This window comes from Sphingomonadaceae bacterium OTU29LAMAA1, from assembly GCA_024072375.1.
In the GTDB taxonomy this organism is placed as follows: Bacteria; Pseudomonadota; Alphaproteobacteria; order Sphingomonadales; family Sphingomonadaceae; genus Sphingomonas.
On the sequence record CP099617.1, the window covers coordinates 1,916,439 to 1,942,996 of the forward strand.

Below are 26,558 nucleotides of genomic sequence, written 5' to 3' on the forward strand. Positions count from 1 at the left end.
GGCGTATCGGGTCCGCCGCACCCGTTTCATCGAAGAAGGACGACGTCATGAACAAGACCATCGGTTTCGCCGTCATGTTGACCGGCATGATCTCGCTGACCGCGTGCCATACGGTGAATGGCGCCGGCAAGGACCTGAAGTCGGCCGGCTCAGCCGTGTCGGACGCATCGGGCGAGACCAAGAAGTAAGCATCGCGAAGGGCGCTGGCGGCGGTTCCGCCGGCGCCTCTTCAGCAAAGCCCAGGCGACGGAAACCGCGTCAGCCGGCGGCCTCGCGCTTCAGCGCGCTGTAGCGTTCGTAGCTCTTCTGCATGTGACGGCGGGCCGCGAGGCTGGCCTTGGTCATGTTCTGCGCTGCGATGGCGTCGTAGATCGCCTTGTGATCCTTGTTGATCGTCCGCGCATAAGCGGCATGCGAGCGCGGACTGTCGCTGCGCAGGTACAGCCGCCGCGACGGCACCAGCCGGATGCCGAGGAAATCGGTGAAGCGCAGGAAATACGGATTGCCGGTCGCCCGCGCGATCGCGGCATGGAAGGCACTGTCGGCCTCTACCGAGGCGTCCATATCGGTGCTGCGCGCCATGCGCTCCATACACGCCTTCATCGTATCGAGATCGTCCTGCGTACGCCGTTGCGCGGCGATCGAGGCCATCTCCGCCTCGAACCCCGTCCGCATCTCGAGCAGGCGGAGCACGTCGTCGATCTCGCCCAGTTCGGCCGCGGTCACCTGAAACGCCTGATAGCGTGCGCCCTCAGCGACATAGGCACCCGAACCCCGCCGCGATTCCAGCAGTCCGCGCGCGGCCAGTCGTGCGAACGCCTCTCGCACCACCGTCCGGCTGACCCCGAAATCGGTCGTGATCGTCATTTCGGTAGGAAAGCGCTCGCCGGGCTTCAGCATGCCGGACAGGATCTTCTCCTCGAACCGGAGCACCAGATCGTCGGCGAGGGATGCGGCCTTGGTGATCTTCATCGTCCGCTCACATCCCTCTTGCACGACGCTCAAGTGTCGGCCGTGCGCGCCACGCCGTTCCTGCTCGCCCATGCACCATAAGCATCGATCGCGCGCTGGGGAACGGTGACCCACCAATTATACCCGTTGCGGCGGCCGACCGAAATGAAGTTGACGTCGTCGTGGATCGACTTGTCCTTGTCGCCGAAGATCGGTCGCTGCGTCGCGACGTCGTAATTGCGCGACCACAATGCGCCGCCGCCCTTGCGGGGGAAGAACTTGCGGCCTTCGTCGCCGACCTTTTCCCAGGCGTGATCGTAGACCGCCCGCGCCTTCAGCCAGGCGATGCCACTGCTCACCGCGGTCTTGATCGCGGGGCCGGGGTTGGGCTGTTGCATCAGGAACATCAGCACGTCGGTCGTTTCGCCGCTGGCAATCGAGCGCGGTTCGTAGTTGCGCGCCGATATCGGGGCGAGCGTCAGCGGATCGACCTGCTGCGGCCAGCCGGTCGGCGTGCCGTTCACCCGCACCTGCGCACGCAGGATCAGGTCGACGCCGCGCTTCACCGCCGCCGCGGACTTGCTGCGCAGATCCGCAGGCACGAAGCGGTAGCGTGGTTCGGTGGCGACCGCCTGCAACAGCATCGCCGCTTCGGCCATCGCATTGTCGTTGAAAGTGATCCCGTCGTGGAAGCCGCCCTCCAGCGGATAGATCTGCGGCCAGCCGCCGTTGGGGTATTGCGCGGCGAGCAGATAGCGGACGCCCTTCACGAAGCTGGCGCGATAGCGGTCGCCCCCGCGGCCCGTAAGCGTCGCGGCGACCTTCTCGAGAAAGCGCATCTCCATCCACGTCGCATCATTGTCGAGCGTGCCGACGAAGGTCCAGTAGCGGTCCTCCGGCGCGTCGAAGTTCGAGCGGTCCGGGTCCATCGTCTCGGCGTCGTTGGCGTAGCGTTGCCCGGGCAGACGCGGCGGGCCGGCGCGGTTCTGGTTCTTGCTCCATCCGCCCGCCGGGGTCTGGAAACTTACGATCGTGTCGGCGACGCTGCGGGCCGCGGGGGTGGCATACCACGCCGCGTCGCGGTCGAGCGGCATGTTGTACTGGCCACCGCCGACCGCCTTCGGTGGCGGCGGCGGGGTCTGGCCCGGCTTCAGTTCCGCAGGCAGGCTGGCGCGATCGGCGGCACGCTGGCGCTGCGAGCGGGCGAGATAGTCCGCCCACGCCGCACGCTGCGCCTTGGGCAGCGCGGCGATGCGATCCGCGGTCAGCGATTGTGCGGGATAGTTCTGGCCGATCACGCGGGCGGGCGCCGGCGCGGCGAGCAGCACGACGGAGGCTGCGGCCAGCGCGAGCCACGACAGACGGGACATCTTCTCTCCTGTTCTTCTCTAGCGTTTGGCGTCGAAGTCGAATTGCGTCTTCGCGACCAGCGCATCCCAGTCGGCGGCGCTGCGGACGTCGAGGCCGCGATCCCAGCCGTAACCGGTGTAATAGGCGAAGGGCGTACCGGGCTGGACCCGCACCAGCATCAGGTAATTGTCGGCATCCTGCGCAAAGCCGACGACCATCGCGGGATCGGCGGCGACGGTGATCGACACCGCGCCATGACCGGGGTCGGACGGTTCGTGGAAGGTCAGTCGACCGTTCGCCTGGTCGCGGACGATGCGGCCGGTGCCGGCCCCGTTCTTGCGTTTGCCGATACCGATGCCGACGATCAGCGGGTCCCTGGTATCGGACTGGAGCGTCGAGACCATGCGCGTGAAGTGCGATCCCATCGGCAAGGCGAAGCTGCGCGTTTCCCAGACTCGGCGGACGACGTCGACTGGCCAGGGTTTGTACGTCACCTCGAACCGGGCGACCTGACCGCCGGTGTCGAGCACGCGATGGGTGGCCCAGTTGCGCGAATTCCACAGCTTGTTGCCCTGCCAGATGCCGAGCGCCCCTGCCCCGCGGCCGCCACCGACGTCGTAGAAGTCGAGGCCCTCGCCGCGATCGACGTGGTAATTGGGGAACTTCAGCTGGCGCTGCATGAACGGCCAGCGGACGCGCTTGCCCCAGACGTCGATGCCGGAGCCCGACGGTGGCTCCTTCGCCTCGAGCGCGGGGCCATAGATGCGCAACGCGACCTTGTCGTTTTCCCACAGGATGTCGTCGAGCCGTTCGGGCGCATAGTGCACGATCGCGCGCGGACGCGTGTCGTCACCGGTGGGCGGCGTCAGCGGTTCGATCGTCGCCGGGCGCTTCAGCACGGCGGGGTCGTAGGTCAGAGCCGCCGTAGCCCGCATCTCTTCCGCGCGGCGCGTGCGTTCCGCATCGCCGACGACGGTGCGCGGCGCCGGCGGTTGCGGCGTGGTGGTGACGATGGCCCGTTCGCCGTCACGCTGCGGCTGCGGCACGGGCAATGCCGTCGCAGGGCGGGCGAGATCGGCGACTTCGAGCGCGGTCAGTAGATAGGCGCCGGTCCCGTACAGACCGACGTCGTTCGCCGCCGTCGTGACCGGCTGGTCTCCGGTCTTTTGTACCGCACCCAGCAGCCCCGACGGCAGTACATGCCGGTTGAGTGCCGCCCAGCCGCGCGTCACCACCGGCGCGTAGCGGTCCCGCGGCAACACCCCGTGGTTGACGCCCCAGGCGAGGCCGTACAGCAGCAGGCCCGATCCGGACGTCTCGGCTTCCGGAAATGCGGCGCGGTCGAGCAGGCTGGCGCTCCAAAGGCCATCCTTGCCCTGCAATTCGGCGGCACGGCCAGCGAGCTGGCGGAACAGGTCGAGGTAGAAGTCGCGGCCGGCGAAATCGACCGGCATCGCCTCGATCGTCCGGGCGAGGCCGGCGAGCACCCAGCCATTGCCGCGCGACCAGAATATCGGCGCGCCGTTCGCCGACTTGCGGTCGAGGAAGCGCGCGTCGCGGTAGAACAGCCGCTGCTGCGGATCCCACAACAGCTTGGCCGTGCGGCGCCATTCCTTGTCCATCGCGACGAGATATTTGGGGTCGCCGGTGATCGCCGACATGCGCGCCAGCACCGGCGGTGCCATGAACAGCGCATCGCACCACCACCAGACCAGCGACGGCGTCTCCTCCGCGCGGTTGAGATGCGGGATCATATAATCGAGCCGCTGCTGGAGCGGCATCAGCACGCCCTCCTGCCGCCGCCGGGCGTAAAGTTCCTGATAGAGGTCGCCGATCGCGACATCGTCCGCGTTGAGCATCGTCTTGCCGGACCGCGCACCGCGCATCGCATAATTATAATGTTCGGCGACGGCGGTGAGAAAGCGCAGCGTCTCTGGCCGGGGCGAGACGCGGGCGAGGCGCGCGGCCCCGATATAGAAGGTCGCGGCAACCCAGTTGGACGCCGCCGCATCGGTGGCACCGCCGGTCGACAGCGGCAGCGGGTGGCGCGCCATGTCGGCGATCTGCGCCGCCGCGACATAGTCCGCCGCGCGCAGCACCGCGGCCGCATCGGGAACGCGATCGGCAGCGAACGCGAGGTTGGGGCGGGCGGGCAGGACCTGCCATTCCGGTTGCATGCCGAACGACTGCGTGCCTTGCGCCAGCGCAGCGGACGGTAGCGTCAATGCCAAGGCTGCCGTCATTGTCAGCCGCGTGATCGATCGCATGGTTTCCCCCTCCTCATGCTGGTATCCGCGGCATCGTTTCTAGGCCGCGTGGTGAAGTTGTGCAACAACTCGGGTGGCGCACGAACGGCGGTCCACCGGTGTCACGTATGTGCGACAAAAGGGGTGCGGAGCGCACGACACGCTCCGCACCAGAACGGCGCCGACCGGGGGAGGTCAGTAGCGCCAACGCAGACCGAACAGGATCTCGCGGCCGAAGTGACGGTAGTTGGACACACGGTCCGTCACGTCGGCGTACCTGTCGGAATAGGTATCGGTCAGGTTCACGCCCTCCAGCGTCAGGCTGAACTTGGGCGTCAGATCGTAGCGGATCGCCGCGTCGATGTTGGTCGCGCCCTTCACCCCTTCCTCGGTGTTGCCGTTGCCGCCGGGGAACGCCACCAGATAGGCGTCGCGATAGGCGGCGGACACTCGGGCGCTGAATCCCTTCACCTCGTAATAGAGCGTGGCGTTGAACAGGTTCTTCGACTGGCCGGTCAGGCGGTTCAGCAGCGGGTTCGCTGCGGTCCGATAATTCACCTCGCTGTCGACGTAGGTGTAGTTGCCGATGAAGCCGAGATTGTCGAACGGCGCCGGCAGGAATTTGAACGGCTGTTGATACTGGAACTCGACGCCTTGCAGGGTCCCGCCCGTTCCGTTGATATTGCGCGTCACCTGGAACAGCTGGTCGGGGGACGAGGGCGTGCCGACGAGCAGTGAGTCCGGAAGGCCCAGCTCGCGATACGGCAAGAACGAGATGTCGCTGGCGATGAACGAGTCGATCTTCTTGTAGAACACCGCGACGGCCAGCAGCGATTCCGGCGCGAAATACCATTCCGCCGCCAGATCGACGTTCTTGGCGCGGAACGGCGCGAGCAACGGGTTGCCGTACGAGATCGTCTGGCCGGAGGTGTTGAGCGATCCACCCGGCGTCAGGCTGTTCAACGTCGGCCGCGACATCACCTTGGCGACGCCGAGGCGGAAGACGAGCCTGTCGGTCGCATCCAGCGCGAGATTGGCGGACGGCAGCCAATCCTCGTACTTGTTGTCGACCGTGACATAGGTCGTGTTGAGGAAGCCCGACGACGCCGTCTCGGTCCGCGCGTAGCGCAAGCCGATGTTGCCGCGCAGCGTCGTGTTACCGTACGGCTGCGCGAAATCGAGCTGCGCATAGGCGCCGGTGTCCGTCTCCGACACCTCGCGGAAGCCGTTATAGGTCGGGACCAGCGGGAAATTCTGGTAAAGGCCGATCGCCTCGGTCGTCTTCCAGATGTCGGGCGTGATGTAGCTGAGATCGGCACCGTTGGGGATCGCGAGCTTGCCGTCGAGGCTGGCGAGCTTGCCGATATTGCCGACACCGACGATCTGTTCGGCTGCGGTCAGAACGCGATTGCGCTGGCGCCCGAAGCTGTTGAAGCCATAGCCGCGCCGCTCGCCGCCCAGCTTCAGTTCGAACACCTCGTCGAACTTGTACGCGACCGCCGCCGATGCAGATGCGAGATCGTAGACCGCACCGCCTTCGCTCGCGCGCACCTCGGTCAGCGTGAACTTCGACGGATCGGTGACGTCGAAGCCGTAGCGGATCAGCGGCAGGCGATCGTTCTGGCGGAAATCGTAGGTGTATCCGTTCACGTTGTTGACATCGAACTGATACGAGATCGACGTCGGCGTCAGCGCCTTCGCCTTCGACTTGCCGATCTTGAGCTGTCCGCGAAACTTGTCGCTGAATTGGTGACGCGCATTGAGCGAGACCTGCGTGAAACGGCTTTCGTTGCGATCGAAGCCGTTTTCCGACCGCACGTCGACGCGGTCGAACACGCCGTAGGAGATGACGTTCTTGTCGGGATCGATCGCGTAATCGCGCACGATCGTCTCACGCACGCCGGTCGCGGTCGATCGGCTGAACGAGATCGCCTCGATATTCGGACTCTCGAATTCCTGGTTGAAGCGCGAATGCAGTGCGTCGACCGAGACTTCGGTGCGGTCGCTCGGCTTCCATTGCAGCGATGCGGTGATGCCGAGCCGGTCTTCGGAGAACTGGCCGAACGTGTAGCGCGGGATGCGCGGGTAATAGGCGTTCAGCACCTCGGCGCGCTGCGCGGGGGTGGCGCAGACCGTGCAGCCCGCGAAATTCTGGTTGGTGCCGTACGCCTGCGCGGCGTTGCCGGCCTGCCAGCGCGTGGTGTTGAAGCTTTCCGAGGTGGGTTTACGCTCGGAATAGGCGAGTGAGACGAGCCCGCCCCACGTCTGGTCGTCGTTGGTCCAGCTGACCAGCCCGGCGATGCGGGGCAGCACCTTCTTCGACAGATCGTTGTACGACCCTTGCGTCGACAGCGCGGCATCGAAGCCCGCCTTGAAATCGAGCGGGCGTCCGGTCTGCAGGTCGACCGTCGCGCCGAGCGACCCTTCCTCGATCTCCGCCGACTGCGTCTTGCGGACGGTGACGCTGTTGAACAGCTCGGAGGCGAAGATCGAGAAGTCGAAGCCGCGGCTGCGATTGCCGCCCGCCGCCGCCTGCGCCTCGAGCCCGTTGATGCGGACGCGGGTGAAATCGGCGCTGAGGCCGCGAACGCTGATCGTGCGCCCCTGTCCGGCATCGCGCTCGATCGTCACGCCCGGCAGACGCTGGATAGATTCCGCGAGGTTGAGATCGGGGAAATCGGCCATGTCCTCGGCGAGGATCGCATCGACCGCGCCGGCCTCGGTCTTCTTGACGTTCAGCGCCTTTTGCAGGCTCGACCGGAAGCCGGTGACGACGATGTCCTGCCCGGTCTCGCCATCGGTCGCATCGCCGGTTTCGGAGGTCGCGTCGGCGGGTGCCGGCTGCTCCTGCGACGGCGAGGTCGAGGGCGGCGCAATCTGCGACGTCGGCGGCGATACGGCCTCCGGCGGCGTGGTCGTCTGGGCCGCCGTGGCGGTCGCGATCACGAGCGTCGAGGCCGAAACCGTGGCGCGGAGCGATGCGCGCACTCCGTCTCGAATCGTCATAATGCCCTCTCCAAACATGATTTTGATACCGGTGTCAGAGCGGCCCCTGCCCCAAGATCATATTGAGTTGCAATACAATTTCGACCAACCGAGGAATTTTCAGGTAGCTGTCGTTGACCGGAGTTGCCTGACAAGTTACCCGCCTCTTCATCCAGCCGGGAGGGGCGTGCCGTGCCGATCGATCAGACCCGACCTGCAAGGGACCGTGGCCGGAAACGCGATGCCTGGAATCGCAGGTGCCGTGCCGCGCTGGTACCGCTCGCCGCCTTGCTGGTCGCCGCGGCGCCGCCGATCGATCGGGAAGCGCTGGTGCGGCGGCACGCGGTGACTTTTACGAAGGCCGATCCCCATGCACCGATCATGCTTGGCAACGGCGATCTGGGTTTCACCGCCGACATCACCGGGTTGCAGACGTTTCCCCGTTTGTATTCCGAACTGACGCCGTTGCTGACGATCGCACAATGGGGATGGCACAGCTTTCCCAATCCAGCAGGCTATACCGAGCGCGACGGACTGACGATGGTCCCGGTGCCGGGGCGTGGGGACCAGCCCTATCCGTGGATGCGGGCATGGAGCGACGCGGACAAGAACCCGGCATTCACCTGGCTGCGCGCCAACCCGCATCGCATCTCGCTGGGCCGGATCGCGCTGACGATCGGCGGCAAGCCCGCTGATTTCGCTCGCGTGTCCGACACGCGGCAGGTGCTGGACATGTGGACGGGAACGCTGACCAGCCGCTTCCGCTACGATGGCCAGCCGGTCGAGGTGCGGACGCGGGTGTTGCCCGGCGTGGATGCCGTCGCCGTGGAGGTGACGTCGCCGCTGGTGGCGCGCGGATCGCTGGGCGTGTCCGTGGCGTGGCCCGGCGTCGCGCCGGCGATCAATCCCGATCCGTCAGGCTGGACGCCGCGCGCGGGCGAGACGACGCGGGTGCTGACGCAAGGGCAACGCGAATGGCGCGTCGAGCGGCAGCTGGATGCAACCCGATACTGGTCCACGGTGCGATCGGACGGCACGATCGCACGGGATGGCGACGCCCGGTTGAACGTGCGCGGTCGCACACCGACGCTGCGCATCGCCGTCGCCTTTCATCGGAAGGCTGAGGCTCCCCGCCTGCCGACGTTCGCGACGATGCCCGAAACCGTAGCGGCACATTGGCGACGGTTCTGGACCGGCGGCGCGGCGGTCGATTTCACCGGCAGCAGCGATCCCCGTGCACCCGAACTGGAACGCCGCGTGGTGCTGTCGCAATATCTCTCCGCGATCAACGGCGCGGGCACGCTGCCGCCGCAGGAGGAAGGGCTGTTCTCGAACAGCTGGTTCGGCAAGTTCCACCTCGAGATGCACCCGTGGCACAGCGCGTGGCAGGCGACATGGGGCCATGCCGACATGCTCGAACGCAGCATGGGCTGGTATCTCGGCAACCTGCCATCGGCGCGGGCGGAAGCGGCGCGGCATCGGGTGAAGGGCGCGTGGTGGCCCAAGATGGTCGGGCCGGAGGGGCGCAACAGTCCCAGCCTGATCTCGCCGTTCATCATGTGGCAGCAGCCGCATCCGATCCTGCTGTCCGAACTGATCCGGCGCGCCGGCAACGGCAAGGCGGTGCTCGATCGGTACGCGCCGCTGGTCGAGGCGACGGCGGAGGTGCTGGCAAGCTGGCCGACCTGTGACGCGAGCGCCTGCCACCTCGGCCCGCCGCTGATCCCCGCGCAGGAGAATTACGACCCGCTGACCACGCGCGACCCGGCGTTCGAGCTGGAGTATTTTCACTGGGCGCTGGGCGTCGCGCAAGACTGGCGGACACGGCGCGGGCTTGGCCGGCGTGCGGACTGGGATAGCGTGATCGCGAAGCTCGCAGCCCCGCCGGAACGGGACGGACTGTACCTGCCGGTCGCCTCCGTCCCCGATTTCTGGCGCGTCGCCGCGTCGGACCGCTGCCGTGGCCGGGCCGAGGCGGAGGGGTGCCGGAACAAGGATCACCCGTCGTTCCTGATGGCCTATGGCTTCGTCCCCGGTGCGCGGATCGATCGTACGACGATGACGCGGACGTTGCGGGCGGTCGAGGCGAACTGGGACATGCGCCAGACCTGGGGCTGGGACTATCCGATGATCGCGATGACCGCGGCGCGGCTGGGCCAGCCGGAAAAGGCGGTCGACTGGCTGTTCGCCACCGGCAAGAACAATCAATGGGGTGCGACCGGCATGACCCCGCGCGTCCATCTGGATGCGCATGCCGAGGGGCTGGTGCCCCAGTCGGGCGGTGCCGGCGGTGTCGCAATGGCGGTCAATCCGGACGGGCCGGGCTACAAGCGTGCGGCGGAAACCTATTTTCCCTCGAACGGCGCGCTGCTGATGGCGGTGGGCCTGATGGCGGGCGGCTGGGACGGTGCGGACCGCCCTGCCCCCGGTTTCCCGCGGCGCGGCTGGCGGGTGCGGGCGGAGGGCTTCACGCCCCTTCCCTGACAATGGAGCGATGATGAGCGGATCGACACGACGCGAATTTCTGGGTGCGGCAGCGGCGGTCGGCGGCACGGCGGCGATCGGGCAGGTGCCGGCAGGCGCACCGCCCCGCGAATGGACCGATGCGAAGACCGGCCATCGTGTCGTCCGCCTGTCCGGCGATGAGGGCGGCAACAAGCTCTACTTCTATCGCAACAGCTTCACGCCGCAGGGCGACCTGATGGTGATGTCGAGCCCGCGCGGGATCGTACTGGTCGATCTGAAGACGCATGCGCGGCGCGTATTGGTGGCGGACCCGCGCGCCGACCTGATGTTCACCGCGCGGACGTCGCGCACGGTGTTCTACAGCGTGTCCGATCCGGGCGACGGCCAGCCGACCGACCGGCCGCGCACCGTCTTCGCAGTCGATGTCGACAGCGGCCGCAGCAGGCGGATCGCACGGATCGAGGCGGGGCAGGTGGGATCGGTCAACGCCGACGACACCCTGTTCGTCGGCACCGTCGCCTATGGCGACGCGCCGTTGCAGCCCGATGTGCCGGACCCGCGCCATCGCCGCTTCGGTCAGGCGGAATATGCCGCGGTCGGACCGGATGGTCGCCCGCTCAACTTCGCCAGGGCGAAGGGCGTCCGGATGCTGCAACGCTGGGCGGCGCGGGTGCCGATGGAATTGTTCGTCATCGACCTGAAGACCGGGCAGCGCCGCGTCATCCACAAGGCGAACGACTGGCTCAACCATCCGCAATTCTCGCCGACCGATCCGGGCCAGATCATCTTTTCGCACGAAGGGCCATGGCATCGCGTCACGCGCATGTGGCGCATCCGCACCGATGGCAGCGGGCTGGCGGCGACGCACACGCGAACGATGAACATGGAGATCTGGGGCCATGAATTCTTCGGCCCCGACGGCAAGTGGCTGTGGTACGATCTGCAGACCCCGCGCGGGCAGGTGTTCTGGGTCGCCGGGCTGGAGCTGGCGACCGGACGGCGGCTGTGGCGGCGGGTCGAGCGGAATGACTGGTCGGTGCATTTCAACGTTTCGCCCGACGGCACGCGGTTCGCTGGCGACGGCGGCGATGCCGAGATGGTCGCGCATGCGCCGGACGGGAAGTGGATCGTGCTGCTGACGCCCGAGACGATCGTCGATGGCGAAACCCAGGCGTACGACCCCGGGCTGGTGACGCCCGAATATATGCGATCGACACGTCTGGTCGACATGAGCGCGCACGATTACCGGCTTGAACCGAACCTCACCTTCACGCCCGATGGCCGGAGCATCGTCTTCGGGTCGAACATGCACGGCGCCAATCATGTCTACCGGGTCATGCTGTGACGTCTCTACGCGTTGTTAACCACTGTCCTTCATAAGACGTTGTCATCCGCGCGGCGGCCCGTCGCCACGCGCCACGCAACGCAGGGCTTCAGCGCATGAGCACGACCTTTCATCGCATCTGGTTCGGCGACGCCGCGATCCCCGATCAGTATGAACAATACTGGCATGCGTGGCAGCGCCAGTTTCCGGAGTGCCGGTTCGTCACCTGGACCGATGCCGACATCGACCGGCTGACGCTGACTGCCACACGACTGCGCCAATTGAGCCGCCACGTCTCGCGCGCCGACCTCGCCCGCTACGAAATCCTGTATACCGAGGGCGGCGTATATCTCGATTGCGACATCATGCCGTACCAGCATTTCGACGTCGCTGACCTGACTTGCCAGCTGACCGTTTGCAACGAGACCGAGTCCACCGATTACTGCTCGATCGGCTTCATCGCCGCGCCGCCGGGGCATCCGGTCTTCGCCGAACTGATTGACCATATCATTACCAGCCCGATCGACGAGACGCGGCCGAACATCTCCACCGGCCCATGGCTGTTCGGCACGTTCATCAAGCGGCATCGCCACGTCCGTCTGCCGACCGCCGCCTTCTATCCCTACCTATACGACGAGCCGCTGTCGGCGGTGCGGACCCGCGACCTGGAATCGACGTACGGCATCCATGTGTGGGGCGGATCGTGGCTCGCCCCCGACCTGAAGCAGACCAAGACGATGCAGCTGCTCGGCCGCGGCGACCTGATCGAACCGGCGGCGATGCTGGCCGGATCGGAGGACCAATGGTCGCAGGACGTCGGCCTGATGATCGACACGATCCGCGACATCCGTGAAAAGAGCATCCAGATCGCGCCGGTGCTCACGCCTGCGATGGGGATCGCGCCGCACGACCGCATCGCGTTCGAATTCGGCAAGGTGCTCGACTGGCTGCTGGCGCGCGACGCGGATCGCATGGTGTGGCAGATCGGCGCGGCCGACGGCACGCTGGTCGATCCGCTGCGTCCGGCGATGATCAACTACGATCCGCCGGCGATGCTGATGGAACCCAATCCGCACCTGTTCACGATGCTGGAGCGTGCCTATGCCGGCAATCGCAACGCCCGGCTGCTGCCGTTGGCCTATGGCACCACGGCCGGCGAGCTGGTGCTGAACGCGATCGATCCCGCGCGCGCGGCGGCGCTGGCACTGCCGCGCTGGGTGCACGGCATTTCGTCCATGTACATGGATCGCAATGCGCTGGGCGGCATGTCGATCGATCCCCACACGACCGAACTGATCCATCGGTGCGTCGACCGGATCACGGTGCCCGTCATCGATCATGCGATGCTGCTCGCCATGGCGGACGGCCGCGGGCCGGACGTGCTGGTCGTCGACGCGGAAGGCATGGACAGAGAGATCATCGAGGACATCCTGGCGCATGGTCACCGGCCAGCGATCATCCATTTCGAGATCCAGTGCCTGGAACGCGCGGAACAGCAGGCGCTGCTCGCCGCAATGGGCGACGATTATGCGGTGCTGCAATTCGGCAACGACATGACCGCCTATCGTCAGGACGTGGTGATGGACTATGCCCGCTCGCTCTACGTCGACTACGGCATTCCGACGATCTTCGCGGCAGGCCTCGGCTCGCTCAATGGCCTTGCGCTGGCAGCATGATCCCGAAGATCCTCCATCTCATATGGGTCGGCGACGATAGTCGGCGCCCCGACAATTGCATCCGGACGTGGCGCGACCATCATCCCGACTGGAACGTCCGGCTGTGGGGAAATACGGAGCTGGACGGGATCGACTGGATCAACCGGCGGCATATGGACGCGATGCGCACGCGCGAATGGAACGGCGTCGCCGATCTGATGCGGTGGGAGATCCTGCTGACGCACGGCGGCATCGTGGTGGATGCCGACAGCGTCTGCGTCCGCCCGCTCGACGATGCCATGCTCGATTGCCCCGCCTTCGCCTGCTGGGAGAACGAGATCGTCCGCCCCGGACTGATCGCCGCAGGCTATTTCGGTGCGGAACCCGACAATCCGCTGGTCGCGCGGATCGTCGCCGATATCGCTGGCGAAGACAGCGTCGTTCACGAGCTGGCGTGGCAGACCGTCGGCCCGCAGCGCCTGACCGATACCTATCGCGCCGCCCGCTATTCACCGCTGCGGATCTTGCCCAGCCACTATTTCATTCCGCAGCATTTCACCGGCGTCACCTACGAAGGCAACGATCCGGTCTATGCCTATCAGCTGTGGGGCTCGACGCGTGGCGCGTACGACCAACTGCACCGGCAGACGTTCGTATTGGGTACGCCCGCCGCTCCGGCTCCTGCTCCTGCGCCAGCGCCAGCGCCAGCACGCCTGGACGGCCCGAACGTTCAGCATGTTGCGGTGGACGACGATCTCGTCGGGATCGCGCCGCTGGACGTCTTTCGCCAGCTGTGCGCCGGCAAGCGCGTGCTGCATGTCGGCTGCGCGTCGGACACCGGACGCAAGCTTCACCTGGAGCTGGAATCCATCTGCGCCCGGCTCGACGGGCTGGACACGGATGCCGATGCGCTGGAACGCCTGACGCCGCTGACCCGCAGTCGCCTGTTCACCGATTTCGCGCAGGTCACCGACGCCTACGATATCGTGCTGGTGCCCGATATGCTGGAGCGGGTCGCCGATGCCGCCGCGTTCCTGACCCGGATCGAGGGCGTGCACGCGTCATGCTGGTTCGTGGCCGTTCGCGATGCATGCCGCGCCCGCAGCGAATATCATGCCGAAAGCGGGACCTTCGCCGAAGCGGTGCATGCCGACAGCCACGTACGCTACACGCCCTATACTCTTGGGCGCACCCTCGGGACGCATAGCGGGTTCGCGGTCGAGAAGATGTGGTTCTTCGACGACGATGCCCTGCTGACATTGCTGTCGAAGCCGGCGGTAGCCCTCGCCGCCTGACCGGCGAAGGGCTTATCCGATCGTGATCGGCGCCGGCGGGAGTCCGTCGATCGCGCGGCGATGTACCGCCTCGAAGGCCGCCTCCAGATGCCGCGTATAGCCGGCGCTGTCGAACAGCGGCCGGGTGAGGCGGTTGGCGGCCAGCCGCGCGCGCACCGCGCCGATCGCCGTGGGCGAGCTGGCGAGCGATACGGCGAGCGCTTCATATTCCGCTTCGGTCGTGGTGACGAGATCGGGCAGGCCGACCGCGGTCAGCACGCTGGCGGCGACCCGCGCGGCGAATTGCCGGCCGGCGAGCGTCACCACCGGCAACCCGGCCCACAGGGCGTCGCTGGCGGTCGTGTGCGCGTTGACGGCGAAGGTGTCGAGGAAAAGGTCGGCATGCACCTGCCGTGCGAGATGTTCGGCATGCGGGCGGTTCGCCGCGAACACCAGTCGCGCCGGATCGACGCCGCGCGCGGTCGCATGCGCGCGCAGGTTCGCACTCGCCTCCACCCCGCAGTCGAGCAGCCACAGCACACTGCCGGGAACGGCGGCGAGCAACCGCATCCAGACGTCGAATTCCCGCGGCCCGATCTTGTAGGCGTGGTTGAAGGAACAGAAGACGAAGCCGTCGTCCGGCAAGCCATGATCGCGGCGTGTATCCGCGACAGACGCGATCGCGCGGCGATCGTCGTTCGGCTGATAGCTGTGTGGCAGGCGGATCAGCGTCTCGTCGTAGAACGGCTCGTTGCCGACCGGAACGACGACGGGATCGGCGACCAGATAGTCGATGAACGCCGCGCCCATCGAACCGGGATAGCCGAGGTAGGCGATCTGCACCGGTGCCATCCGCGCCGCGAACAGCCCGGCACGATAGCCCCTGGTATACCCCTTCAGATCCACCGCGATGTCGAGCGCGTCGCCGCGCGCCATATCGATCACGTCGGCGTCGGTCATGCCGCGCAGGTCGATCAGCGCGTCGACGTGGTCGGCGACCAGCGCACGCTGTGCGGGATCGCGGGGCGGGCTGAAATCATAGGCGCGAATCTCGAACCGGGTGCGATCGTGTTCGCGCAACAACCCCGCTATCAGCAGCAAGGTCGCGTGATTGTAGAAGTCGGCGGAGAAATAGCCGATGCGGATGCGCCCGTCGGCAGCGCGCGGACGCGGTGCGAACGGCGCGTGCGTCGATCGCATGGTGCTGGCGGCGAACACGCGCGACCGCTGCAACTGGCGTTCCGGATCATCCTCGAACGCGAGCGCGGTAAACGGGCCGATCGCGTGTCCGCCGACGTTCACGACGATCGGCAGCCCGGCGAAATCATCGCGACGACGCCAGTCGGCGAGGCGCGCCTCCAGATACAGGCGCTGCGCCTCGATCCCGTAATTGCCGGGTTGCAGCGCTACGGTGCGGGCGAACGCGTCGATGGCCTCGCTCACCCGGCCGCATCCCGCCAGCAGATTGCCCATCTGGCAATGCGCGTCGGCGTTGGCGGGATCCACACGCGCCGCGAGCCGATAGCTGTCGATCGCCGGATCGACATGCCCTGCCGCCGCGAGCGCGCTGCCGAGATGGTATAGCGCCATCGGATGTTCGGGGGCGAGATCGAGCACGATCGTCAGCTGTTCGATCGCACGCTGCGGACGACAGGCCTCGACATGGAGCTTACCCAGTTCGACGTGCGCATCGACGTAGCCCGGATCGATCCGCACCGCCTGTTCGAAGGCAGCCTGTGCGGCGTCGTGCCTGCCCTGCCCGGACAATGCGAGACCCAGATTGTAGCGGTGATCGGCGGTATCGGGATCGAGCCGGATCGCGGTGCGGAACGCCGCCTCCGCGCCGGCGGGATCGCCCAGCGCCAGATGGGCGGCGCCCAGCAGCATCGGCACGGCACGCATCGACGGATGCTGCACCGCCAGCGCGTGCGCCAGCCGGATCGTCTCGCGATGGTCGCCGCGCTGATGCGATGCGGCGAGCGCATCCAGCGTCGGCGGCGTGCCGTCGGCGTCGAACGTCGCCAGCCGGGCGATCCCGGTGCGGGCCGCGACGTTGTCGGGGTAGCTGTCCAGCACCCCCTGCAACAGTCGACGTGCGGCCTCCGCATCGCCCTTCTTCTCGGCACTGCGTGCCTTGCGAAAGATCTGGTCCAGTCCGGCAGCCATCGATAATCCCGCGCACGCCGATCGTGCATGCGGGCGACAGTGCCGCCGATATGGATAATGCCGGGTTAACGCCCGCTGCCGCGCGCAACGAACGATGACGATACCGTGGTCCCGTCACCCGTCACGGTCGCCCGCCATGCATGGCGTTTCGCCGGCCGCCGCCCTACGCTGCGCACATGACGACGATCGTTCGACGCCTGCGCCACCCGATGATCCTGCTGGCATTGCTCGGCACCGCGCCCAGCACCCCGCGCAGCGAGGCGACGCGATGGCAGGCGCACGTCGCGCGGGTCACGATCTCACGCGACGATCACGGCATTCCGCATATCCACGGCCGATCGGATGCCGATGCGGTGTTCGGGCTGATCTACGCACAGGCCGAGGACGACTTCCCGCGGATCGAGGCCAATTACCTGACCGCGCTCGGCCGCACCGCCGAGGCGGAGGGCGGGGATGCGATGTGGGCCGACCTGCGCCAGCGGCTGTTCGTCGATCCGGAGACGCTGAAGGCGGATTATGCGGCCAGCCCCGGGTGGCTGCGCACCCTGATGCAGGCATGGGCGGACGGGCTGAACTTCTACCTGGCGACGCATCCGCAGGTTCGTCCCAGGGTGCTGACCCGGTTCGAGCCATGGATGGCGCTGAGCTTTACCGAGGGCAGCATCGGCGGCGACGTGGAACGCATTTCGCTGAGCGAGCTCAAGACCTTCTACGGCCAGCCAACGCCGCCGACACCGGAAGAGCTGGGCATGGTGCCGCGCGAACCGTCAGGATCGAACGGCATCGCCATCGCCCCGAGGCTGACCGCAAACGGACATGCGCTGCTGCTGATCAATCCGCATACCAGCTTCTATTTCCGGTCGGAGGCGCAGATGACCAGCGACGAGGGGCTGGATGCGTATGGCGCGAGCACCTGGGGTCAGTTCTTCATCTATCAGGGCTTCAACGCCAAGGCGGGCTGGATGCACACCAGCGCAACCGTCGACAACGTCGATGCCTTTGCCGAGCGGATCGTGCGGCGGGGCGCAGCCTATGCCTATCGTTACGGCAAGCAGCTGAGGCCGGTGACGACGCGCACGGTGCCGTTGCGCTATCGCCGGACCGACGGTTCGATGGCGGAGCGGCGTTTCACCACCTATCGCACGCATCACGGTCCGATCGTCGCGTCGAGCGCCGGCCGGTGGATCGCGACGGCGCTGATGTGGAAGCCGGTGCCGGCGCTGGAGCAAAGCTATCTGCGCACCAAGGCGACCGATCTCGCCAGCTACATGAGGGTCGCCGGGCGCAAGGCCAATTCCTCGAACGACACGCTGTTCGCCGACAACAAGGGTGCGATCGCGTTCCTGATGCCGCAGTTCATGCCGATCCGCAGCGACCGGTTCGATTACACCCGTCCGGTGGACGGCAGCGATCCCGCGACCGACTGGCAGGGGCTGCACACGTTGTCCAGCCTGCCCAGCGTCGCCAGCCCGCGCGTCGGCTGGCTCCATAATACCAACGACTGGCCGTGGAGCGCGGCGGGACCCGACAGCCGGAAAGCGGCGGACTATCCCCGCTACATGGATCAGGTCGGCGGTAATGCGCGCGGCGTGCATGCCGACCTGTTGCTGACCGGCAAGCGTGGCTGGACGCCGGACGCACTGCGCGCCGCGGCGTTCGATCCCTACCTTCCCGCTTTCGCGCAATCTTTGCCCGGGCTGGTCGCGGCGTGGGATGCGCTGCCCGCCGCCGATCCGCAGCGGCGCACGCTCGCCGCGCCGATCGCGATGCTGAAGGCGTGGGATCATCGCTGGGGCGCCGATTCGGTCGCGACCAGCCTTGCGGTGTTCTGGGGCGATCACCTGTGGCGCGACGTCGGCGGCGTCGCACAGGCGGAACGTATCAACGTCCCCGACTATATCGCCACCCGCGTATCGCCGCAGGCGAAGCTCGCCGCGCTGGCGGCGGCGGTGACCCGGCTGACCGGGGATTTCGGGAGCTGGCGGACACCGTGGGGCAAGATCAACCGGTTTCAGCGGCTGGACGGCGCCATTACCCCGCATTTCGACGACGCAGTGGCGTCGTTCCCCGTACCCTTCACGTCGGCGCAATGGGGCAGTCTCGCATCGTTCGGCGCAAAACGCTGGCCGGGCACGAAGCGCTATTACGGCACCAGCGGCAACAGCTTCGTCGCAGTGGTGGAGTTCGGCCCGCGGGTAAAGGCGATGGCGGTCATGGCGGGCGGGCAGAGCGGCGACCCGGCATCGCGTCATTTCGCCGACCAGATCGCGGATTACGCGCGAGGCTGCCTGCGTCCGGTCTACTTCTATCCCGACGAACTGCAGGGCCATGTCGAACGCCGCTATCGCCCGGGCGGGTGATCGCACCGATCACTGCGTCCAGCACCACTGCTAGCCGCGGCGCATACAGCCGGTGATGTGACAGTTCGTACATGCTTGTGGCAGTGCCGCCGCTAATATTCCGCAGATGTGGCGATTCCCGTCCTTGATAAATCTGGATCAATGACTTCGATCACAGTTGTGAGGGACCATCGAAATTATCGCCTCGTAACTGGTAGAGCACGAAACATCTTACATTCTCGTGGCTTTAACATGAACCTTAAGAGGGGGAATGTTTGGCGCTCCCAATTCGGCCGCGTGACGACGGCCTTCGCCACGTCATCGAGGTACCGGCCGGCAGATGCGCGCTGCGGTGCCTTTTTTCAGGAGTAGAGATCGTGAAGACAGTCTTGTTCGCCGTTCCCGCACTGATGATCGCCGTTCCGGCCGCGGCGCAAGTGATGGCCCCCACCGAATATGTCGCCGCCGCCGGCGCCAGCGACCTGTACGAAATCACGTCGAGCCAGGTCGTGCTGGAAAGCACCGCCGATCCCAAGATTCGCCGGTTCGCGCAGATGATGATCACGCATCACACCAAGAGCACGGCTGACGTGAAGGCCGCCGCGGCCAAGGACCGCGTCACCGCCCCACCGCCAGCGCTGAACCCGCTGCAGACCCGACTCGTCACGGAACTACGCGCCGAGCAGGGTCCGGCCCGCGATGCGGCCTATGTCACGCAGCAGAAGACCGCGCATGATCAGGCACTCAGCTTGCACAAGGCCTATGCGATGCAGGGTAGTGCCCGGGCGCTGAAGTCCGCTGCCGGCAAGATCGTACCGGTCGTGCAGAGCCATATTACGATGCTGAACAAGATGTGAGGATGCGCGGCGTGCTCGTGCTCGAGCGCGAGCACGCCGCCGGCCGCGGAACATTGGGCAGCATAGGGGCGGCGGTTCTGTACGCGTATCCCGCTGGGATCGAAGGTATTCCATCCCGACGACGCGTCGATACGCTAACGAGAATGACTTGCATTAGACGGAGTGATTGGTAAAGGCGCGTCAGCTTAAGGAGTTGACCCGACCATGACCGCCCTCTTCGCGCTGCTGGCCGCCACCACGGCTGCCCCTATGGCAGCGATCCCGGTATCCGATCCCGTCGTGGAGCCGCAGCGCTCCGATGAGATTGTCGTTACCGGTCAACGGACCGAGGGGAGCGACGATTACGGCGTGCGGACGCAGCGGACCGCGACCCGCCTGCCGCTGAGCCAGCGCGAGACACCCCAGTCGGTCAGCGTCGTCACCCGCGCGCAGATCGATGATTTTCAGCTCAACGACGTCAACGCGCTGCTGGCGACCGTGCCCGGGGTCAACGTGCTCGCGGGCGAGACCGATCGCTTTTACTATTCCGCGCGCGGATTCGATATCCAGACGTTCCAGATCGACGGCGTCGGCCTGCCCTTCTCGTTCGGCATCCAGACCGGGTCGATCGATACCGCGATGTACGACCGGATCGAGGTGGTGCGCGGTGCCCCCGGCCTGCTGTCGCCGACCGGCAATCCGTCGGCGGTCATCAACTTCATCCGCAAGCGCCCGTATCGCGAGCTCCGCACGTCGGCGAGCGCGCAATACGGATCGTTCGACAATCTGCGCCTCGACGCCGACGTCAGCGTACCGCTGACCGCGGACGGCAGCGTCCGGGCGCGGGCGGTGGGTGCGTATCTCGACACCGACAGCCATCTCGATCGCTACGGCCTGCGTCGCTGGACCGGCTATGGCATCGTCGAGGCGGATCTGGGTGCTAACACCGTGATCAGCGCGGGCTACGGTCATCAGGATCACAAAAGCCGTGGCGCGATGTGGGGCGCCAATCCGCTTTATTATACCGACGGGACGCGGATCGACCTCGACCGTTCCGCCAATTACGCGCCCGACTGGTCAAGCTGGGGTATCGTCGACCGGCAGATCTTCGGCGACGTGACGCACGATCTCGGGAACGGCTGGACCGCGAAGTTCACTGCATTGCGCAAGGCGACGGACGAGGACGACCGGCTGTTCTACGTCACCGGCAATCCCGATCGTACGACGGGACTGGGCATCGGCAGCTATCCTGGCGCGTTCAAGGGAGAGACCCGCAACCTGACGCTCGATGGCTATGTCGGCGGCCCGGTGTCCGTCGGCGGCCGCGCGCACGACGTCATGTTCGGCGTGACCCGCGGTGCCGAGAAGTATCTGCAATATTCCAGCTACGACAATGCCGCGATCGGCGTGTCGCTGCCGCTCGGCAGCTTCTTTCAGGGCAATTTTCCGGAGCCGACCTTCCCGACGCCTTATACCCTCAGCCTCGACACGCACACGCGACGCGAGACGGTTTACGGCCTCGTCCGCCTGAACCTCGCCGATCCGCTCAAGCTGATGCTGGGCGGCAACGCGACGCGGGCGCAGAGCGAGGGCGCATCCTACGGCACGCCGACCGATTACAACCGTTCCAAATTCCTGCCTTTCGTCGGCGCGACCTACGACCTGACGGCGAACGTCAGCGCCTATGCGAGCTTCACGACGATCTTCAATCCGCAGAGCCAGTTCGACGTGAACAACCGGCTGCTCGATCCGATCGAGGGCGACAATCTGGAAGCGGGGCTGAAGGGCGAATGGTTCGGCGGGCGTTTCAACGCCAGCGCCGCGGTGTTCCAGGCACGGCAGAAGAACACCGCCGAGGCCGCGGGCTTCGACACGGCGCTGGGCCGCACCCTCTATCGCGGAGTCGACGCCAAGTCGCAGGGGATCGAGGTGGAGATCGCCGGACAGCCGGCGACCGGCATGCAGGTCACCGGCGGTTTCACCGTGATGCGCGTGCGCGGCGAGAACGACCAGCCGGTCCGCACCTTCGTACCGCGCAACACCGGCCGCCTCAACGTCACCTATTCGCCGCCTGCCCTGCCGGCGGTGAAGGTCGGTACGTCGATCCAGTATCAGGGCAGCTTCTACCTCGAACCCGGCACGGTGTCGTCCACCACCGGTCAGGCCGTCCGCCTGACGCAGGGCGACGTCGCGGTGGTCGACCTGCTCGCCCGCTACGAACTGACCGACCATGTCGCGCTCAGCGCCAACCTGCGGAACGTCACCAATGCCAAGTACCTGACCGCGTTGACGTTCGATCAGGGCCAATATGCCGCGCCGCGGACGATCCTCGGCACCATCAGCGTGCGGTATTGAGGGCCTTGTGGTGATTGCGGCAGCGCTGATCGCGATCGCGGTCGCCATCGGGCTTGTCCGGATCGGCTGGAACGGCCGGCAGCCCTTGGCGATCGCGGGCTGGACGCTCGCGACGACGGCGCTGCTCGGACTGGCGTGGCGCGAGGGGGCCTGGGGTATCGCCGTCGGCACGGTGGCGGGGATCGCCACGGCACTCACGCTGGTACTGCATGCCGGCTGGATGTCGCCCGTGAGGGTCACGCGGCCCGCACGCGAGGCGCCCGCGATCACGCTGCCGCGACGCTGGAGCGATCTGGGCCGGCGCTGCGCGGTGTTCGTGCTGGTCGTGCCCGTCGCCTTCGCCGCGACGCAATGGCTGGCCTATGGCGCGCAGGCGATCGCGCGCCGTTCGGGAGCGGGGGACGCCGATGCGATCGTCCTGACGTTGTTCCTGCAACCGATATTATGGGGTATCGTCATGTCCTGGCAGATGACGCGGTCTGGCCTTGCGCAGATGGTCGTGCCGCCGGCGGGCGCCGCATTGATCGGCACCGTGTTGTGGTCCGCGTCGTGAGCCGGGCCACCATGCCCGAGGCGACGCTCGTCCGGCGCGCGCTCGGCGGCCATGCCGCGATCGGCCTGCTCGTCTCCGCCCTGCTGTACGTCATCGCGTTGACCGGATCGATCATCGTCGTCCACGATCGCTGGCAGCGCTGGGAACAGCCGGACATCGCGGAGACCGCGATCCTGTCGCCGCAGGCAGCACAGACGGCGATGCTGTCGGGACTGGCGCAGGATCGCGGCAAGCCGCGCACGACGCACCTGTATATCCGCATGCCGACGGGCGACCTGCCCCGCGCCGTCGTCACCACGGATCACAGCGCATGGTATGTCGACGGCGAGGGCCGCGTCGTCGGGAAGGAAGCGCATGCCTGGACCGAATTCGTCATCGGGCTGCACGAATATCTGCACCTGCCCGCGACCTGGGGGCTGATCCTCGTCGGCGGCCTCGGTGTCGCGCTCGCCGCACTGGCCGTCACCGGCGTGCTGGCGCATCCCCGCATCGTCCGCGATGCGTTCCGGCTGCGCACCCGCCACGATGGCCAGATCGCGCACGCCGACTGGCACAACCGGCTGGGCGTCTGGACGCTGCCGTTCGTGCTGGCGGTCACGATGACCGGCGCGTTCATCGGCCTCGGCAGCGTCGGCATCAGCGTCCTCGCACGCGGCTACACCGGCGGCGCGCTCGAAAAGGTCTATGCACCGGTCTTCGGCAACGAACCCGCGCCCGATGCCGCCGCCGCGCCGCTGCCGGATATCGCGACCGCCCTTGCGACGCTGCGCGCGCGCGTACCCGACGCGATCCCGACCTATGTCATCGTTCACGACCCCGGCACGCGCGGCCAGCATGTGCAGGTCATCGCCGAACACCCCCGCCGCCTGATCTACGGCGAAACCTATGCGTTCGATTCCCGTGGCGGCTGGCGCGGCCCCGTCGGCCTCGCCGATGGCGCGATCGGACAACAGGCTGCCGCGTCCGCCTATAACCTCCACTTCGGCAATTACGGCGGGCTGCCGGTCGAGCTCGCCTATATCGGACTCGGGCTCGCACTGTGCGTCGTCACCGCCACCGGCACGTCGCTGTGGTTGCAGAAACGCCGTCGTCGCGGACACGGCGGACACCGCCTGACGGCATGCTGGAACGCGGTCATCTGGGGTACGCCGGCCACGATCGTCGCCATGCTCTGGCTACGTGCGCTGGCCGGCCCGGAGGCACCGCTCGCCAGCGGCTTCTGGGCATTGCTGGCCGCGGGGATCGCACTTGCCGCCGTGTGGCCGCACCGGGCGACGGGTATCCGCCTTCGCACCCTGTTGGCGATCATGCTGGGCGTCACCGGCCTGCTTCATGTGATCGTCCTGCGTCCTGCATCCCCCGATGTGCTGGCGATCGATGTCGTGATTGCCGGCATCGCGGCGCTGCTCCTGATCCTCGATCACCGACCTGTTCGCGGCATTACCCCGATGGCAAACGGAAGGATCACACCCGAAGTCATCTGAAATCTGCATTCGCGCCGATCAATACAGATCGCAACGCACACAAACACTTCGGAGCGGAGAAAAGGGCCGGTTCAAGGCACATTTCCCAAAAAACGACGTCATCATTGCCTGAATTCATTGCTTCCACCCGTCGCAGGGTTGACGCGATGGATCGCGGGCGTACGGCTGTCATCGGTCAAAGGAGCAAACGATGACTGATGAAACGTCCGATCTGAATGCTGTCGAACTAGCAACCGAATTGACGATTGCTTGGCTCGGCAACCCGAATACCCGTACGTCCGCCGATGAGGTTCCGGCCTTTCTCGGCAAGATGCACGACACGGTGTCCGCACTGCTTGGCGCGACCGGTACGATTACCGAAGCCCAGCCGGCCACCGAGTATACGCCTGCGGTGTCGGCGCGTAAGTCGCTGGCTTCGAAGGATCACATCATCTCGATGATCGACGGCAAGCCGTACAAGACCTTGCGCCGCCATCTGGCGACTCATGGCATGACGCCTGCGGAGTATCGCGAACGTTATGGCCTGAAGCCGGATTACCCGATGGTCGCCGAAAACTATTCGGAAAGCCGTCGTGCGATGGCCAAGAAGATCGGTCTGGGTCGCAAGCCCGGCGCACGCAAGGGTGATGGCGGCGGCGCTGCCGCGGCTCAGGCCCGTCGCGGCCGCAAGCCGGCGGACACCGCCGAGGATTGATGCCGGACGCATGACGGTCCACCGCCCCCACGGGTGACCGGTACGGTAACGAAAAACGCGCGGTCGAGCCTGTCTCGATCGCGCGTTTTCGTGACCGTCACGTGGGCATCACTCCCCGAACGTGCCCTTGCGATACAGTAGCGTGATCGCGACCCGCCGGTTGCGCGGGTCGCCCGGCGCATCGGTGATGATCGGTTCGCGGTCCGCCACGCCCTCGATCCGTTCGTATCGCGTTTCGGGGACTCCGCCCAGCGCCAGCCGCCGGCGTGTCGCCTCGGCCCGCCCGGACGACAGCATCCAGTTGTTCATCGCGCGCGGATCGCCATAGGGCACGCTGTCGGTATGGCCGCGGATCATGATCGTGTTCGGCGTGCCGGTGATGGTGCTCGCGATCATGCCGATCAGCTCGGATGCCTTGGGATCGAGCGCGGTCGTCCCGAGCCCGAACATCGAATAATCGGCGGAATCGACCAGATCGATGCGCAGGCCGTCCTCGGTGGGTACGAAGCGGATGTGGCTGGCGAGCTTGGCCAGCCGCGACGACCCCTTGATCTTCTTTTCCAGTTCGTCCTTGATCGCCTGGAACGCCTGCCGGTCCAGTTGCACCGCGACCGGATTGCGCAGCGACCCCTTGTCGCCCGTGCCGCTTTTCTGCCCACCCGACTGGTTCATCGGAATACCGATCGAGGCGATTGGCGCGGACGCCGCTTTCGGACCGAGCTTGTTGTTGCTGAGGATCGATTCACCGCCCAGCACGCCGTTGCCACCCAGACCGGTGACCTTCTTGTCGAGCAAGGTCGGCGCGAAATAGTCGGCGATGCCCTTGCGCTGTTTCTCGGTGGTCGCACCCAGCAGCCACAGCAGCAGGAAGAACGCCATCATCGCGGTCACGAAATCGGCATAGGCGACCTTCCACGCGCCGCCGTGATGGCCGCCGTGGCCGCCATCGATGATCTTCTTGACGATGACGATCTTGGGCGGCTGGTTGTTGCCGTGGGGAGCGGCTCTGGCCACGTTACTTGCCCCTCAGCCCGTCGAACACCTCGGCGAAGCCGGGCTGGTTCTTGTGCGCGATGCCGGACCGCGCCGCCTCGATCACCAGCGGCTGCGGATGGCCGTGCAGCGAGGCGATGATGATCTGCTTGACGACATCGTAGATCGCGCCGTCGGCATCGATCACCTGCTTCAGGCGGCCGGCGAGCGGCGAGACGACGCCATAGGCCAGCAGCACGCCCATGAACGTGCCGACCAGGGCCGACCCGATCATGCCGCCCAGCACCGACGGTGGTTTGTCGATCGAGCCCATCGTCTTCACGATGCCGAGCACCGCGGCGACGATGCCAAGTGCAGGGAGCGAATCGGCCAGGCTGGTGAGCGTGGTGTGCGGCCCCTCGACCTCGTGATGATGCGTCTTGATCGAATGATCCATCACCTCCTCGACCGCGTGCACGTCGAGCGTGCCGGACGAGACGACGACGAGCCGCAGCGTATCGGCGATCAGATTGACGAGCGTATGATCGGCCAGCAGGCGGGGATATTCGGCGAAGACGGCGGAGGACTTGGGGTCCTCGACATGCGGCTCCAGCGCGATCGGGCCATCCATGCGCAGCATCTTCATCAGCTTGCTGACGAGGAAGATGACATCGAGATAGTCCTGCTTCTTGTACTTCGGCCCCTTGAACACCTTGGCGAGGCCGCCGCCCATCGCCTTCAGCTCGGTGGCCGAATTGCCGATGATCAGCGCACCGGCAGCCGCGCCGCCGATGATCAGCATCTCGTGCGGGATGGCGTGCATCACCGGGCCGAGCGCGCCGCCGGTGATGGCGAAACCGCCGAACACCATGGCGATCAGGACGACGATACCGATTGCAGGAAACACT

18 protein-coding genes are annotated in these 26,558 nt (G+C 66.4%); 11 read left to right on the forward strand and 7 right to left on the reverse strand.

The genetic code is table 11. From position 1 onward, the window contains the following. Window positions 1–47: 47 nt before the first annotated feature. Window positions 48–188, forward strand: coding sequence for an entericidin A/B family lipoprotein (locus tag NF699_09280; protein ID USU06830.1), 141 nt, complete (start codon window positions 48–50; stop codon window positions 186–188). Window positions 189–258: 70 nt separating this feature from the next. Here the strand turns inward: NF699_09280 and NF699_09285 are convergent, their stop codons facing one another. The 4 genes from NF699_09285 to NF699_09300 form a co-directional block, all read right to left on the reverse strand. Beyond that, window positions 259–972 (reverse strand): FadR family transcriptional regulator, encoded by a 714-nt coding sequence (locus NF699_09285; GenBank protein ID USU06831.1) that lies wholly within the window; start codon window positions 970–972, stop codon window positions 259–261. Between the two features lie 29 nt (window positions 973–1,001). Further along, complete coding sequence (pelA, locus tag NF699_09290; GenBank protein USU06832.1) at window positions 1,002–2,321, reverse strand: pectate lyase; 1,320 nt, start codon at window positions 2,319–2,321, stop codon at window positions 1,002–1,004. An 18-nt stretch (window positions 2,322–2,339) separates the two neighbouring features. Further along, window positions 2,340–4,568, reverse strand: coding sequence for a glycoside hydrolase family 88 protein (locus NF699_09295; GenBank protein USU06833.1), 2,229 nt, complete (start codon window positions 4,566–4,568; stop codon window positions 2,340–2,342). A gap of 174 nt (window positions 4,569–4,742) precedes the next feature. Further along, complete coding sequence (locus NF699_09300) at window positions 4,743–7,553, reverse strand: TonB-dependent receptor (GenBank protein USU06834.1); 2,811 nt, start codon at window positions 7,551–7,553, stop codon at window positions 4,743–4,745. A gap of 171 nt (window positions 7,554–7,724) precedes the next feature. Here NF699_09300 and NF699_09305 point away from each other — a divergent pair, with 171 nt between their 5' ends. From NF699_09305 to NF699_09320, 4 genes are all read left to right on the forward strand, one after another. After that, complete coding sequence (locus NF699_09305) at window positions 7,725–10,016, forward strand: hypothetical protein (protein ID USU06835.1); 2,292 nt, start codon at window positions 7,725–7,727, stop codon at window positions 10,014–10,016. Window positions 10,017–10,029: 13 nt separating this feature from the next. Continuing rightward, window positions 10,030–11,343 (forward strand): oligogalacturonate lyase family protein, encoded by a 1,314-nt coding sequence (locus NF699_09310; protein USU06836.1) that lies wholly within the window; start codon window positions 10,030–10,032, stop codon window positions 11,341–11,343. Window positions 11,344–11,438: 95 nt separating this feature from the next. Then, window positions 11,439–12,998, forward strand: a complete 1,560-nt coding sequence (locus tag NF699_09315; GenBank protein ID USU06837.1) for a hypothetical protein — start codon at window positions 11,439–11,441, stop codon at window positions 12,996–12,998. Further along, entirely contained in the window at window positions 12,995–14,272 is a 1,278-nt protein-coding gene (locus tag NF699_09320) for a mannosyltransferase (protein ID USU06838.1), read from the forward strand. The genes NF699_09315 and NF699_09320 overlap by 4 nt, the downstream gene beginning before the upstream one ends. Window positions 14,273–14,284: 12 nt before the next feature. On the opposite strand, the gene NF699_09325 is transcribed toward NF699_09320, so the two are convergent. Next, entirely contained in the window at window positions 14,285–16,417 is a 2,133-nt protein-coding gene (locus tag NF699_09325) for a tetratricopeptide repeat protein (GenBank protein USU06839.1), read from the reverse strand. 176 nt (window positions 16,418–16,593) lie between these two features. On the opposite strand from NF699_09325, the gene NF699_09330 reads away from it, so the two are divergent. The 6 genes from NF699_09330 to NF699_09355 all read left to right on the forward strand — a co-directional run bounded on the left by NF699_09330 (window position 16,594) and on the right by NF699_09355 (window position 24,678). Next, on the forward strand, window positions 16,594–18,777 hold the full coding sequence (locus NF699_09330) for a penicillin acylase family protein (GenBank protein USU06840.1): 2,184 nt from the start codon (window positions 16,594–16,596) through the stop codon (window positions 18,775–18,777). A 356-nt stretch (window positions 18,778–19,133) separates the two neighbouring features. Continuing rightward, window positions 19,134–19,613 (forward strand): DUF4142 domain-containing protein, encoded by a 480-nt coding sequence (locus NF699_09335; GenBank protein ID USU06841.1) that lies wholly within the window; start codon window positions 19,134–19,136, stop codon window positions 19,611–19,613. Between the two features lie 204 nt (window positions 19,614–19,817). Further along, a complete protein-coding gene (locus NF699_09340; protein USU06842.1) occupies window positions 19,818–21,947 on the forward strand; it encodes a TonB-dependent siderophore receptor in 2,130 nt (709 codons plus the stop codon). A 10-nt stretch (window positions 21,948–21,957) separates the two neighbouring features. Beyond that, window positions 21,958–22,500, forward strand: coding sequence for a hypothetical protein (locus NF699_09345; GenBank protein ID USU06843.1), 543 nt, complete (start codon window positions 21,958–21,960; stop codon window positions 22,498–22,500). Further along, complete coding sequence (locus NF699_09350) at window positions 22,497–23,984, forward strand: PepSY domain-containing protein (GenBank protein USU06844.1); 1,488 nt, start codon at window positions 22,497–22,499, stop codon at window positions 23,982–23,984. The genes NF699_09345 and NF699_09350 overlap by 4 nt, the downstream gene beginning before the upstream one ends. A 190-nt stretch (window positions 23,985–24,174) precedes the next feature. Beyond that, window positions 24,175–24,678 (forward strand): MucR family transcriptional regulator, encoded by a 504-nt coding sequence (locus NF699_09355; GenBank protein ID USU06845.1) that lies wholly within the window; start codon window positions 24,175–24,177, stop codon window positions 24,676–24,678. A 108-nt stretch (window positions 24,679–24,786) separates the two neighbouring features. Here the strand turns inward: NF699_09355 and NF699_09360 are convergent, their stop codons facing one another. Both NF699_09360 and motA read right to left on the reverse strand, forming a co-directional pair. Further along, window positions 24,787–25,692, reverse strand: a complete 906-nt coding sequence (locus NF699_09360; protein ID USU06846.1) for an OmpA family protein — start codon at window positions 25,690–25,692, stop codon at window positions 24,787–24,789. 1 nt (window position 25,693) lies between these two features. Next, the gene (gene motA / locus NF699_09365) at window positions 25,694–26,557 is read right to left on the reverse strand and encodes a flagellar motor stator protein MotA (protein ID USU06847.1); all 864 of its coding nucleotides are present in this window, start codon (window positions 26,555–26,557) and stop codon (window positions 25,694–25,696) included. Between the last annotated feature and the right edge of the window lies 1 nt (window position 26,558).

Excerpts from the sequence above, each read along its gene's own strand:
- NF699_09280 (USU06830.1), top strand. The coding sequence starts at position 48 with ATGAACAAGACCATCGGTTTCGCCGTCATGTTGACCGGCATGATCTCG.
- NF699_09285 (USU06831.1), bottom strand. The coding sequence starts at position 972 with ATGAAGATCACCAAGGCCGCATCCCTCGCCGACGATCTGGTGCTCCGG.
- pelA (USU06832.1), bottom strand. The coding sequence starts at position 2,321 with ATGTCCCGTCTGTCGTGGCTCGCGCTGGCCGCAGCCTCCGTCGTGCTG.
- NF699_09295 (USU06833.1), bottom strand. The coding sequence starts at position 4,568 with ATGCGATCGATCACGCGGCTGACAATGACGGCAGCCTTGGCATTGACG.
- NF699_09300 (USU06834.1), bottom strand. The coding sequence starts at position 7,553 with ATGACGATTCGAGACGGAGTGCGCGCATCGCTCCGCGCCACGGTTTCG.
- NF699_09310 (USU06836.1), top strand. The coding sequence starts at position 10,030 with ATGAGCGGATCGACACGACGCGAATTTCTGGGTGCGGCAGCGGCGGTC.
- NF699_09315 (USU06837.1), top strand. The coding sequence starts at position 11,439 with ATGAGCACGACCTTTCATCGCATCTGGTTCGGCGACGCCGCGATCCCC.
- NF699_09320 (USU06838.1), top strand. The coding sequence starts at position 12,995 with ATGATCCCGAAGATCCTCCATCTCATATGGGTCGGCGACGATAGTCGG.
- NF699_09325 (USU06839.1), bottom strand. The coding sequence starts at position 16,417 with ATGGCTGCCGGACTGGACCAGATCTTTCGCAAGGCACGCAGTGCCGAG.
- NF699_09330 (USU06840.1), top strand. The coding sequence starts at position 16,594 with ATGACGACGATCGTTCGACGCCTGCGCCACCCGATGATCCTGCTGGCA.
- NF699_09340 (USU06842.1), top strand. The coding sequence starts at position 19,818 with ATGACCGCCCTCTTCGCGCTGCTGGCCGCCACCACGGCTGCCCCTATG.
- NF699_09355 (USU06845.1), top strand. The coding sequence starts at position 24,175 with ATGACTGATGAAACGTCCGATCTGAATGCTGTCGAACTAGCAACCGAA.